This window comes from Pararhizobium sp. (assembly GCF_035497515.1).
Taxonomy (GTDB): Bacteria; Pseudomonadota; Alphaproteobacteria; order Rhizobiales; family Rhizobiaceae; genus Pararhizobium.
This window is the reverse complement of sequence record NZ_DATJDJ010000033.1, coordinates 70232-82781: the sequence shown is the minus strand read 5'-3', so window position 1 is coordinate 82781 and position 12550 is coordinate 70232. Positions and strand designations below refer to the sequence as shown.

The following is a 12550-nucleotide window of genomic DNA, read 5'->3' as shown; positions in this document are numbered from 1 at the left end:
AAAGTTGCTATCTGTTGGTGTGGCTGGTTGTGTCGGAAATCCAGGAACATGCTTGGTTTTAAAACCGAGAAATCGGTACCGGCCCAACCCATCGGTGTGACGGAAATCCCGCATGTCGAGCGCGCCCGGATGTTGCAATGGTAGGCTTAGCAGCGACACGAATTGGCCATATTACTGTGACAGCCACAGGGGTGAAAAAATGCGAACTCCAAGGGCTCTGCGCCGCGTCTGGTACCTCTGGCGGCTGACCGGGGGGCGACGGTTTACGCTCTCGGGAATTTGAACGGCCTGTGTCTGGCTTTGAAGATAGAGTTTGCGTTTGTTAACGGTATTTGTGATAGCGCTGCGCCTTGCGCCGCAGCATTGATTGGTAGGGACGATGTCGAAGAAAAACGGAACTGATGCTTTCTCACGCCGCAGCTTTCTGCGTTCAGCCGCTGCCTTCGGTGCGGCGACATGGGCTGGCGGTGCGATGGCGCAGGATGCGCTCGACGAGATCATCAAAGCGCCGCGGCGTGGCGTCTGGGACGATCAGTTCGACGCCAAGGCTTCGCGTAGCGCAACTGCAGTGGTGTCCAACAATCCGATCTTCGGCCCAGATACGTTGCTCAACACCCAGAATGCTGTTGCCCAATACCAGCAGATCGTTTCGGCTGGCGGCTGGCCGCAGGTCAATTCGCCGGTGCGTCTGGAAATGGGCGTCTCCGATCCGTCCGTGCAGGCCCTGCGCCAGCGCCTGATCATTTCCGGCGACCTTCCCCGCTCGGCCGGCATTTCCAATTCCTTCGACAGCTATGTCGATGGCGCCGTCAAGCGTTTCCAGGCCCGTCACGGCCTGCCGGCGGACGGCGTGCTCGGCGAGTACTCCGTCAAGGCGATAAACATCGCCGCCGATGTCCGCCTCGGCCAGCTCAACACCAATATCGTCCGCCTGCAGTCGATGTCGGGCGACCTCGGTGGCCGCTACGTGATGGTCAACATCCCGGCCGCCTATATCGAGGCTGTCGAGAACGGTCGCGTCGCGACGCGCCACAAGGCCGTTGTCGGCCGCCTCAGCCGCCCGACCCACATCATCAATTCGAAGATTTACGAGGTCATCCTCAATCCATACTGGACAGCGCCGCGCTCGATCATCGAGAAGGACATCGTGCCGCTGATGCGCAAGGACCCGGAATACCTGAAGAAGAATGCCATCCGTCTGCTCGACGGGCAGGGCAACGAAGTCGCGCCGGAAACCATCGACTGGAACGCCGAGAAGGCGCCGAACCTGATGTTCCGCCAGGATCCCGGCAAGATCAACGCCATGGCATCGACCAAGATCAATTTCCACAATCCGAACAACGAATACATGCACGACACGCCGTCCCAGGGCCTGTTCAACAAGCTCGCCCGCTTCGAATCCTCCGGCTGCGTGCGCGTCCAGAACGTGCGCGACCTGACGACATGGCTCCTGCGCGACACGCCCGGCTGGTCGCGCCAGCAGATCGAAGCGGCGATCCGCGCAGGCCAGAACTCGCCGATTACGCTGGCTGTCGAGGTTCCCGTTTATTTCAAATACATCACGGCCTGGGCCGCGACCGACGGCATCGTGCAGTTCCGCGACGACATCTACGAGATGGACGGCGAGCAGGAATTGGCACTACAGACGACGACCGGCATCGAGCAGGCCGCCGGTTCGATCGAGCGCGAAAATCTGCCGCAATAAGACAATTTGCCGGCGCGTTTCAAAAGGCCGCGCATCCTGCGGGATGCGCGGCCTTTTGCATTCTTTTCCTGTCGCGTTTCCGGCGTGCCGGGTGTGGGAAATGGCGCAAATCGCACAGCCCGTATTGCCCTTGCCATGCGAGGACGTTAAACACCGTGCCACAGTCTCACAGGAGCTTTGAGAATGAGCGTTTCCGCCTCCACCGACGTTTTCTTCAGCCGTTCCCTCGCCGACACCGATCCGGAAATTTTCGGCTCCATCCAGAAGGAACTCGGTCGCCAGCGTCACGAGATCGAATTGATCGCCTCTGAAAACATCGTCTCGCGCGCCGTTCTGGAAGCGCAGGGCTCGATCATGACCAACAAGTACGCCGAAGGCTATCCGGGCAAGCGCTATTACGGCGGCTGCCAGTTCGTCGATATCGCGGAAGAACTCGCCATCGAGCGCGCCAAAAAGCTGTTCGGCGTCAATTTCGCCAACGTGCAGCCCAACTCCGGTTCGCAGATGAATCAGGCCGTCTTCCTGGCGCTCCTGCAGCCGGGCGACACGTTCATGGGTCTTGACCTCAACTCTGGCGGTCACCTGACGCATGGTTCGCCGGTCAACATGTCCGGAAAATGGTTCAACGTCGTGTCTTACGGCGTGCGCGAAGGCGATCACCTGCTCGACATGGATGCCGTTGCCGAGAGCGCCCGCAAGCACAAGCCGAAGCTGATCATCGCCGGCGGCACCGCCTATTCGCGCATCTGGGACTGGAAGCGCTTTCGCGAAATCGCCGACGAAGTGGGCGCCTGGCTGATGGTCGACATGGCTCATATTGCTGGCCTCGTTGCCGGCAACCAGCATCCGTCGCCATTCCCGCATTGCCATGTTGCAACGACCACGACGCACAAATCGCTGCGCGGCCCGCGCGGCGGCGTCATCCTGACGAATGACGAGGATCTGGCGAAGAAATTCAACTCGGCCGTTTTCCCGGGTCTGCAAGGTGGTCCGTTGATGCACATCATCGCCGCCAAGGCCGTTGCCTTCGGCGAAGCGCTGCAGCCGGAATTCCAGGATTACGCCGCGCAGATCGTCAAGAACGCCAAGACGCTCTCTGAAACGCTGGTGGCCGGTGGCCTCGATATCGTGTCTGGCGGCACCGACAACCATCTGATGCTGGTCGATCTGCGCAAGAAGAACGCAACCGGAAAGCGCGCGGAAGCGGCCCTGGGTCGCGCCTATGTCACCTGCAACAAGAACGGCATCCCGTTCGACCCGGAAAAGCCCTTTGTCACCTCGGGTGTTCGCCTCGGCACGCCGGCCGGTACGACGCGTGGCTTCAAGGAAGCCGAATTCCGCGAGATCGGTAACCTCATCATCGAAGTCCTCGACGGCCTGAAGGCTGCGAATTCGGATGAAGGCAATGCCACGGTCGAAGCCGGCGTCCGCGATAAGGTCGTCAAGCTGACCGGCCGATTCCCGATGTACCCGTACCTCTGATCAAGGACCCCGGATGCGCTGCCCCTATTGTGGATCGGAAGACAGCCAGGTGAAGGATAGCCGTCCTGCGGAGGACGGTGCGGCCATTCGCCGGCGGCGCATCTGCCCGGATTGCGGCGGCCGCTTCACGACCTTCGAGCGGGTGCAGCTTCGGGAACTGATGATCCTGAAGAAGACCGGTCGCAAGGCGCCGTTCGACCGCGACAAGCTGTTGCGGTCGTTCGAGATCGCCTTGCGCAAGCGGCCGGTCGATCGCGACCGGATCGAGCGGGCGGTGTCCGGCATCGTCCGGCGGCTGGAAAGCTCCGGCGAGACCGAAATCGCTTCGGAAGAAATCGGCCTGCAGGTGCTGGAAGCATTGAAGAGCCTCGATGACGTCGCCTTCGTTCGCTATGCCTCGGTCTATCGCGATTTCTCGCATGCGGAGGATTTCGAAAAGGTGATCGCCGAAATCAGCGCGAAGATCGCGCGTGATCCCGGCGCCTGATTTCTGCTTTCTCAATCGATGACATGACGCGGGACGAGATGGCTGACAGGACGCAAGAAGACGAGCGGTTCATGGCGGAGGCGCTCGGTGTCGCGCGCCGCAACCTGGGTGCAACGGGTTCCAATCCATCCGTTGGCTGCATCATCGTCCGCGACGATGGCGACGGTCCGCACATTGTCGGCAGCGCCGTCACCGCCGTCGGCGGCAGGCCGCATGCGGAGACACAGGCGTTGGCCATGGCGGGCAAGGCCGCGCGCGGTGCAACGGCCTATGTCACCCTCGAACCCTGTTCCCATCACGGCAAGACGCCGCCTTGCGCTGATGCGCTTGTGGCGGCCGGTGTTGCCCGCGTCGTCATCGCGGTCACCGATCCGGATGAGCGGGTGTCGGGACGCGGCCTCGATATCCTGCGCGATGCCGGCATCGTGGTTGATACCGGTGTGCTGGAAGAAGAAGGTGAGCGCGAGCTCGAGGGCTACCTCATGCGCAAGCGCAACAACCGGCCCTATGTGACCCTGAAGCTTGCCGTTTCCGCCGATGGCATGATCGGCATCAAGGGGCAGGGGCAGATCCGCATCACCGGTGCGGCGGCGCGCGAACACGTGCAGCGCCTGCGGGCGGAAACCGACGCCATCCTCGTCGGCATCGGCACGGCGATCACCGACGACCCCGAACTGACGGTGCGGCTGTCGGGGCTTGAGGACCGCTCGCCCGTGCGGGTCGTGATGGACCCCGGGCTGGCCTTGCCGTTGGATGGGAAACTGGTTGCGACCGCAAGGTCCGTGCCGGTGATCGCGGTTGCGGATACCGAGTTGGAAAAGTACGATTCCGAATTCGCGGAACCTTCACCCCCTTCTGTCCTGTCGGACATCTCCCCCTCAAGGGGGGAGATCGGTATGCCGAGCCTGCCGCCGTCATTAATTGAAACAACAGCAAGCAGCTCTAGAGCATCGTCTGTCGATGAAGCGTCGAGAGAAGACAGAGCGCAACCCCAGCCGATCTCCCCCCTTGAGGGGGAGATGTCCGACAGGACAGAGGGGGGTAATCCCCCACGCACGATCTCTTCCTTCTCGACAAGACGCGCTGCATTGGAAGCCGCCGGTGTCGAAGTCGTCGTCTGCAATCCGTCCGAGCCACTCGATCTGCTCGTGGCCCTAGCCACGCGCGGCATCTCCTCGCTTCTGGTCGAGGGCGGCGCGCGAACGGCGCAGACCTTCCTCAATGCGGGGCTTGTCGATCGGATTCTCTTGTTTACCGGTGCCGTCACCCTTGGCAGCGAAGGGGTGCCATCCCCACTTGATCGCCATCTGATCCCCGTCGGCTTCGTCCATCGGCAGACCACCACCTTCGGCGACGACCTCCTCGATACCTACGAATACGAAAGAACCCCCTGATGTTCACCGGCATTATCACCGATATCGGCACCGTCGAAACGCTCACGCCATTGGACGAGGGCGTCAAGCTGCGCATCGCCACCGCCTATGATCCGAAAGGCATCGACATCGGCGCCTCGATCGCCTGTTCCGGCGTCTGCCTGACAGTGACGACGCTGCCGGAGGAGGGCTCCAATCAGCGCTGGTTCGAGGTCGAGGCCTGGGAGGAAGCGTTGCGGCTGACGACGATCTCGGCGTGGACAGTAAACCAGAAGATCAACCTTGAGCGCTCGCTGAAGATCGGCGACGAACTCGGCGGACATCTTGTCTCCGGCCATGTCGATGGCAAGGCGGAAATCCTGTCGGTGGAAACCGAAGGCGAGGCGACACGTTTTCGCCTGCGCGCGCCGGAACATCTGGCGAAATTCGTCGCCCCCAAGGGCTCCGTCGCGCTCGACGGCACCTCTCTGACGGTGAACGCTGTCGATGGCACGGATTTCGACGTTCTGCTGATCCGGCATTCGCTGGAAGTCACCACCTGGGGACAGCGCAAGGCTGGCGATTTCGTCAATTTCGAAGTCGATACCATGGCCCGCTATGCCGCACGGCTGGCAGAGTTTCCGGCGCCGAAAGGCGCTTAAACCGGGACCGCCGCCGCGAGGAAGGGAAACGCCATGAAACTCACGCGGACTTTCTCGCTGACCGCCAAAAACGGCCAAATCCGCTATTCGACGGGTCCGGTCGTGCCGTTTCCCGTGCGCATCAAATCGCTGAAGCTGATGGCGGATGATCCGGCGAAACTGGCGGGCAAGGAATTCGAGATTACGCATAACGGGACTGTCATCCTGTCCGGCACCGGGCGGCCCGGCGAGGACATGGAACTGGACGAGCCCTTCCGGCTGTCGATCGGAAAGCAGTTCTTCAAGGTCATTGCCAAGCCCTTTAACGACGGAGACTTGGTCGAGGGGCAAGTCGAGATACGATATTCGATATTCTAGGGCACCTGTAGAACTGCGGGCCTACCGTTCCAACAGGATCACCTGCGCGCCATGATAGGTCGTCCGTTTCGCTTCCTTGAACTGCAGTTTCGATGCGACGCGCAGCGAAGCGAGGTTTGCGCTGTCGATGATGCAGGTCTTGCGCAGCGTCGGGAATTGCTGGTCGGCCCAGGTCAGCGCCGCACGGACTGCCTCGGTCGCCAAGCCACGGCCGTGCGACAGTGGCGACAGCGCCCAGCCGGTTTCCATCGTGCCTTCCAGGGATGGGCTGATGACGCGGTGGAGATCGTGGAAGCCGGCCTCGCCGATGAAATGACCGGTTTCCTTTTCCTGCAGCGCGAAAAAGCCGAAGCCGAAATAGTGCCACATGCCGACCTGCCGCAGGAATCGCGTCCAGGACTGTTCGCGGGAGAACGGTACGCCGCCGATGAAGCGTGTGACACCGGCGTCGGCAAACAGTGCGCTATAGGGGCTGAAGTCGTCGCGGCGGTAGGGGCGCAGGATCAGGCGCTCGGTCTCGATGGTCGGTACGCTGTGCATGGGTCCGTTCGGTTGGGTTGGAGGGCAATTTCACTATTCGATCAGATTCCCGGCTCGCCGTCCCAATAATCGACCTCGCTCTCCCTTTTGCCGATAAATCGGAAGACGGGCTTGCCGCCCGCGACCGCGCGCGACTGGGCGAGGAACTTGCCGGAATCCGGATATTCGACGATTTCCGCTTTCGCATTGGTCGAGATTGACAAGTATTTCAGCGGCTCGGTTCCAGTGTTGATCAGGTTGTGGGCGGTCTCGGGTCCACCGGACGGGGCGCCCAGCACGTCGCCGGGCTTTACCGGATAACGATTGGGGCCGAAGCGGTATTCGCCCTGTCCGCTGAGAATGACGAAGAGTTCCTCCTCGATATGGTGGTTGTGGAACGGGCAGCCGGATTTGCCCGGCGGAACTTCGCCATAGCCGACGCCGAGGTTCGTCAAGCCAAGCTCCGCGCCAAAAGAGACATCGCGGGATTCGAAGAATGTGCCTTCCTGCCAGTGCTCCAGTTCAAGCTCTGCCGGGTTGACGATCGGCTTTTTCGTCTCTGTCATGTTTTCCTCCACTGTCATCAAATTTGTACAGAGACGTCATCCAATTGAAAAGGTGCCCCCAAATTTCGGCGCCTTGGCGGGCAATCGAGCTGAAGCAGGCCTGCAAATCGGCGGTTCAGACGAAAAATGCTTGCCAACGGGGCTCCGGCATGGTTTGACCGCCGCCTGCGCCGGAGATGCCCGGCCCAAAAAATCAAACGGGTGAAATATGGCCGAAACATCCAAACCACATATCCTCATTGTGGAAGCGCGGTTCTATGACGACATGGCCGACGCTCTGCTCGATGGCGCGACATCGGCGTTGAAGGACGCCGGTGCGACCTATGACGTCTTCACGGTTCCCGGCGCGCTGGAAATTCCGGCAGCGATCGCCATGGCGCTCGACGGCATCGACAATGGCGGCACCGAATATGACGGTTTCGTCGCGCTCGGCATGGTCATCCGTGGCGAGACCTATCACTTCGATATCGTCGCAAACGAATCCTGCCGCGCCATCATGGACCTGACCGTCAGTGAAAGCCTTGCCATCGGCAACGGCATCCTGACCGTCGAGAACGATGCGCAGGCCTGGGCCCGGGCGAAGAAGTCCGAAGGCGACAAGGGTGGTTTTGCCGCCCGCGCGGCGCTGACCATGATCGACCTGAAGATAAAGCTGGGCGGCGAGCAGTGAGCGATATTCCTACCAATCCGCCGGTCGATCCGCCGATCAAGCAGGCCAACCAGCGTGGCGCTGCGCGTCTCGCTGCCGTCCAGGCCCTCTACCAGATGGATGTCGGTGGCACCGGTGTGCTCGAAATCGTCGCCGAATACGAGACACATCGCCTTGGCCAGGAGCTCGACGGCGACACATACCTGAAGGCGGATGCCTCCTGGTTCCGTTCCATCGTCGCCGGTGTCGTGCGTGACCAGCGTTTGCTCGATCCGCTGATCGGCACGGCTCTTCAGGACGACTGGGCGCTGTCGCGTCTCGATTCGACGGTCCGCGCCGTCCTGCGCGCCGGTACGTTCGAGCTCAAGGAACGCAAGGACGTTCCCGTGGCGGTGATCGTCACGGAATATGTCGAGATCGCCAAGGCCTTCTTCGAGGAGGACGAGCCGAAGCTCGTCAATGCCGTGCTCGACCGTATCGCCCGCACGATCAGAACCGACGTCAAGAAGTAGGGCATCCGTGATGACCGTGTGGCAGGGCAAGGGGCGGGGCATGGACCATGAACTGCGCGGCGCCCGCTACAATGTCTATCTGCTGACCGCCGCCCAGGCGGTTCTCGGCACCATCGGTCCCATTGTCTTCTCCGTTGGCGGCGTCGCAGGCTACCAGTTGCTCGGCGACGACAAGTCGCTGGCGACGGCTCCGCTGACCGGCTTCAACGTCGGCGTGGCGCTCGGCGCCGTCTTCGTGGCGGCCATGTCCCGGATGCTCGGCCGCAAGATGGCCTTCATGGTCGGCGCGCTTCTCGGGGCCGGTGGCGGCGTGCTGGCAGCCTATGCATTGTTCCAGAACGACTTCTGGATGTTCGCGCTCGGCCTTTGCATCTCCGGCGTTGCCGGTGGTTTTACCCAGAAGCTGCGCTTTGCCGCCGCCGACGCCTCGCCGAGCTTCTACAAGCCGCGCGCCATTTCCTGGATATTGGCCGGCGGCATGGTTTCGGCCGTGCTCGGGCCGCAACTCGTCATCCTCACCAAGGATATGCTGGCCCCGGTGTTCTTTGCCGGTGCCTTCATCGCGCTGGTTCCGACCTGCCTTGCCGCCATTGCCATCCTCGCCTTCCTGCGATTGCCTGACCTGCGTCCGGCGTCGGGTGCGATGCCGGCCGGTCCGGTGCGGCCCTTGCGGGAGATCGTGCTCACCCAGCGCTTCCTCACCGGCATGGTCTGCGGCATATCCACCTATGCGCTGATGACCTTCATGATGACCGGTGCGCCGATCGCCATGGTCGTCGGCTGCGGCTTTTCGCAGGACATGGCGACGCTCGGCATCCAGTGGCACGTGCTGGCCATGTTTGCGCCGAGCTTCTTCACCGGCATGCTGGTGAGCCGCTATGGCGCCGAAAAGGTCGTGGCCTGCGGTCTTGTCATCCTGATGCTCTGCGCGCTGGTTGCCCATGCCGGCATTGCGCTGTGGAATTTCTGGGGGGCGCTGGTGCTGCTCGGATTGGGCTGGAACTTCGGTTTCATCGGCGCAACCGCGATCGTCGCCTCCAGCTACCGGCCGCAGGAGGCCGACAAGGTGCAGGGTTTTCACGACATCATCCTGTTCACTGCCGTGGCACTCGCTTCCTTCGGATCGGGCAAGGTTCTGACGGCCTATGGCTGGGACATGCTGAGCGCCGCCATCTGGCCGGTGACGATTTTCTGCCTCGTCCTGCTCGTTTCTCTGTTTGTCGCCGAAAAACGGCGTGCAGCCTGAGTTTTATCTCCAAAAGTCATCTTCCTGCGACGTAAGTCATAGCCAACATACCGGAAAACGTGGGTTTTTCCGGATGTGCTGGCTTGACGATACCGATTCGCCACCGCACTCTGGCCCCCACGGATGCGGCCCCTGCTTGAAGAGGAGGCAGGGGTTGCGGCGTTATTGAGGGGTCTGCGGAACGGAGTGAGCCTGCAGGTTTAAACGGAGGAAAGAGCGAAATGACCATCTTACTGGGCGTTATCGCATGCGGGTTGCTTTCGGTGGTTTACGCCATCTGGGCAACGCAATCGGTCATGTCGGCCGATCAGGGCAATGCCCGCATGCAAGAGATTGCAGGCTTCATACGCGAGGGGGCGCAGGCCTATCTCACACGTCAATACAAGACCATTGCCGTCGTCGGCGCCGTCGTTTTCATCGGTGCCTGGGTTCTTCTCTCCGTTACCGCCGCCATCGGCTTCCTGATCGGCGCGGTTCTTTCGGGTGTTGCCGGCTTCATCGGCATGCACGTCTCGGTGCGCGCCAATGTGCGCACGGCGCAGGCTTCCTCGGTCAGCCTTGCTGCCGGTCTCGACATCGCCTTCAAGTCCGGTGCCATCACCGGCATGCTCGTCGCCGGCCTGGCGCTGCTCGGCGTCACGATCTATTACCTCGTGCTGACGGCCGGTCTTGGCCTGGAGGAGGGCTCGCGTGATGTCATCGATGCACTCGTATCGCTCGGCTTCGGCGCGTCGCTGATCTCGATCTTCGCCCGCCTCGGCGGCGGCATCTTCACCAAGGGTGCCGACGTCGGCGGCGATCTCGTCGGCAAGGTCGAAGCCGGCATTCCGGAAGACGATCCACGCAATCCGGCCACGATCGCCGACAATGTCGGCGACAATGTCGGCGACTGCGCCGGCATGGCCGCCGACCTGTTCGAGACCTATGCGGTGTCGATCGTCGCCACCATGGTTCTGGCCGCCATCTTCTTTGCCGGCGGTGCGAACCTCGCGCTCGTCATGGCCTATCCGCTGGCCATCTGCGGCGCCTGCATCATAACCTCGATCATCGGCGCCTTCTTCGTCAAGCTGGGCTCGAACGGCTCGATCATGGGCGCTCTCTACAAGGGCCTGATCGTCACCGGCGTCCTGTCCATCGTCGGTCTCGGCGCGGCCACCTCGCTGACCATCGGCTGGGGCTCGATCGGCATGGCCGACGGCAAGGATATCACCGGCACCAACCTGTTCATCTGCGGTATCGTTGGTCTGATTGTCACCGCTCTGATCGTTGTCATCACCGAATATTATACCGGCACCAACAAGCGCCCGGTCAATTCGATCGCCCAGGCATCCGTCAGCGGCCACGGCACCAACGTCATCCAGGGCCTTGCCGTCTCGCTGGAATCGACAGCGCTTCCCGCGATTGTCATCGTCGGCGGCATCATCTCGACCTACCAGCTGGCAGGACTGTTCGGCACCGGCATCGCCGTCACCGCCATGCTCGGCATTGCCGGCATGATCGTGGCGCTCGACGCCTTCGGTCCGGTCACCGATAACGCGGGCGGCATCGCCGAGATGGCGCATCTGCCGCCAGATGTGCGCAAGGCAACCGACGCGCTCGATGCGGTCGGCAACACCACCAAGGCGGTGACCAAGGGCTATGCGATCGGCTCGGCCGGTCTCGGTGCTCTCGTCCTGTTTGCCGCCTATTCGAACGATCTCAAATATTTTGCCGCAAACGGCGACAAATATCCGTATTTCGCCGATGTCGGGGCGATCTCGTTCGATCTATCCAACCCCTATGTCGTTGCCGGTCTGATCTTCGGCGGCCTTATCCCCTACCTTTTCGGTGGTATCGCCATGACCGCCGTTGGCCGTGCGGCTGGCGCCGTGGTGGAGGAAGTCCGCCGCCAGTTCCGCGAAAAGCCGGGCATCATGGCCGGCACCGACCGGCCGGACTATGGCCGCGCCGTCGACATGCTGACCAAGGCCGCGATCCGCGAAATGATCGTGCCGTCGCTGCTGCCGGTGCTGGCGCCAATCGTCGTCTATTTCGGCGTCCTGCTGATCTCCGGCTCCAAGGCCTCGGCCTTTGCCGCACTCGGCGCATCGCTTCTCGGCGTCATCGTCAACGGCATCTTCGTCGCCATCTCGATGACCTCGGGCGGTGGTGCTTGGGACAATGCCAAGAAGAGCTTCGAGGACGGCTTCGTCGACAAGGACGGCGTTCGCCATGTGAAGGGGTCGGACGCGCACAAGGCCTCCGTCACCGGCGACACGGTCGGCGATCCCTACAAGGATACGGCAGGTCCCGCCGTCAACCCGGCGATCAAGATCACCAACATCGTTGCCCTGCTGCTTCTGGCGGTTCTGGCGTGACGAGCTGTCTGCGGCATCCCTTGCGATGCCGCAGACTTGAAGAAGACCGGTCAAAAGAAAGGCCCGGCTGACATGGTGTCAGCCGGGCCTTTTATGCGAGATCGAAGCGTTGCGGCCGCAGGCCTATCAGTTGTTGCTGTTGCCCAGAACCGATTTCGCCATGCTCTTGCCGATGCCGTTGCCGGTGAGCAACTGTCCGAGGAAGGTCATTTCCTTGCCGCCGGTCGGCGTCGTGCGGGAAATCATGTCGAAGACCTTGCCGTCCTGCAGCGTGTAATGCGCGAGCTGCGAAACGACGCCGTCCTTGTCGAAATAGACGGCGAGCACGCTCTGGTCGATGATTTTCGGCTTCATGAAGGCAACGGGCCGGGTGCGTTTCTGGGAGATGTAGTAAAACACCTCATTGTCGAATGTCGCGGTGGTCGATGGCGTGCCGAGCGACAGGAGAACCTGCTCGCGGCTCGAGCCGACCGGCGCCAGGGCAAGCGTTTCCTGATCGACGACGTAACCCTGATTGATGGTTTCGCGGGTATTCAGGACGTCGGCGGTCTTGCAGGCCGAAAGCGTGGTTGTGCAAATTGCCAATGTGAAAACGACGTTGCTCAGAAATTTCATGTCTGACTTGAAATACCGTTTCGTCAACGACATCTCCCTCA

Annotated in this window: 13 protein-coding genes; 10 read left to right on the top strand and 3 right to left on the bottom strand. The window is 61.7% G+C overall.

Translation table 11 applies throughout. The features are described from left to right. The first annotated feature begins 379 nt into the window (after positions 1–379). The 6 genes from VL202_RS03200 (at position 380) to VL202_RS03175 (ending at position 6045) form a co-directional block, all read left to right on the top strand. Positions 380–1705, top strand: coding sequence for a L,D-transpeptidase family protein (locus tag VL202_RS03200; protein WP_325462725.1), 1326 nt, complete (start codon positions 380–382; stop codon positions 1703–1705). A gap of 183 nt (positions 1706–1888) precedes the next feature. Then, positions 1889–3187, top strand: coding sequence for a serine hydroxymethyltransferase (glyA, locus tag VL202_RS03195; RefSeq protein ID WP_325462724.1), 1299 nt, complete (start codon positions 1889–1891; stop codon positions 3185–3187). Between the two features lie 13 nt (positions 3188–3200). Next, positions 3201–3674, top strand: coding sequence for a transcriptional regulator NrdR (gene nrdR, locus VL202_RS03190; RefSeq protein WP_062576326.1), 474 nt, complete (start codon positions 3201–3203; stop codon positions 3672–3674). A gap of 38 nt (positions 3675–3712) precedes the next feature. Continuing rightward, positions 3713–5068 carry a bifunctional diaminohydroxyphosphoribosylaminopyrimidine deaminase/5-amino-6-(5-phosphoribosylamino)uracil reductase RibD gene (gene ribD / locus VL202_RS03185; protein ID WP_325462723.1) on the top strand — a complete coding sequence of 452 codons (1356 nt, stop codon included), beginning with the start codon at positions 3713–3715 and terminating at the stop codon, positions 5066–5068. Next, positions 5068–5688 (top strand): riboflavin synthase, encoded by a 621-nt coding sequence (locus VL202_RS03180; protein WP_325462722.1) that lies wholly within the window; start codon positions 5068–5070, stop codon positions 5686–5688. The genes ribD and VL202_RS03180 overlap by 1 nt, the downstream gene beginning before the upstream one ends. 33 nt (positions 5689–5721) lie before the next feature. After that, positions 5722–6045 carry a hypothetical protein gene (locus VL202_RS03175; protein WP_325462721.1) on the top strand — a complete coding sequence of 108 codons (324 nt, stop codon included), beginning with the start codon at positions 5722–5724 and terminating at the stop codon, positions 6043–6045. 21 nt (positions 6046–6066) lie between these two features. Here VL202_RS03175 and VL202_RS03170 read toward each other — a convergent pair whose 3' ends face one another. Together VL202_RS03170 and VL202_RS03165 are read right to left on the bottom strand one after the other, a co-directional pair. Continuing rightward, positions 6067–6585 carry a GNAT family N-acetyltransferase gene (locus tag VL202_RS03170; protein WP_325462720.1) on the bottom strand — a complete coding sequence of 173 codons (519 nt, stop codon included), beginning with the start codon at positions 6583–6585 and terminating at the stop codon, positions 6067–6069. Between the two features lie 41 nt (positions 6586–6626). Continuing rightward, positions 6627–7130, bottom strand: coding sequence for a cupin domain-containing protein (locus VL202_RS03165; RefSeq protein WP_325462719.1), 504 nt, complete (start codon positions 7128–7130; stop codon positions 6627–6629). A 208-nt stretch (positions 7131–7338) separates the two neighbouring features. Here VL202_RS03165 and ribH point away from each other — a divergent pair, with 208 nt between their 5' ends. The 4 genes from ribH to VL202_RS03145 all read left to right on the top strand — a co-directional run bounded on the left by ribH (position 7339) and on the right by VL202_RS03145 (position 11894). After that, positions 7339–7800 carry a 6,7-dimethyl-8-ribityllumazine synthase gene (ribH, locus tag VL202_RS03160; RefSeq protein ID WP_325462718.1) on the top strand — a complete coding sequence of 154 codons (462 nt, stop codon included), beginning with the start codon at positions 7339–7341 and terminating at the stop codon, positions 7798–7800. A 5-nt stretch (positions 7801–7805) separates the two neighbouring features. Continuing rightward, the gene (nusB, locus tag VL202_RS03155; protein WP_325462780.1) at positions 7806–8291 is read left to right on the top strand and encodes a transcription antitermination factor NusB; all 486 of its coding nucleotides are present in this window, start codon (positions 7806–7808) and stop codon (positions 8289–8291) included. 10 nt (positions 8292–8301) lie between these two features. Beyond that, the gene (locus VL202_RS03150; RefSeq protein WP_325462717.1) at positions 8302–9537 is read left to right on the top strand and encodes an MFS transporter; all 1236 of its coding nucleotides are present in this window, start codon (positions 8302–8304) and stop codon (positions 9535–9537) included. 221 nt (positions 9538–9758) lie between these two features. Further along, the gene (locus VL202_RS03145) at positions 9759–11894 is read left to right on the top strand and encodes a sodium-translocating pyrophosphatase (RefSeq protein WP_325462716.1); all 2136 of its coding nucleotides are present in this window, start codon (positions 9759–9761) and stop codon (positions 11892–11894) included. 126 nt (positions 11895–12020) lie between these two features. Here VL202_RS03145 and VL202_RS03140 read toward each other — a convergent pair whose 3' ends face one another. Beyond that, the gene (locus VL202_RS03140; protein WP_325462715.1) at positions 12021–12542 is read right to left on the bottom strand and encodes an outer membrane protein assembly factor BamE; all 522 of its coding nucleotides are present in this window, start codon (positions 12540–12542) and stop codon (positions 12021–12023) included. Positions 12543–12550: the final 8 nt, after the last annotated feature.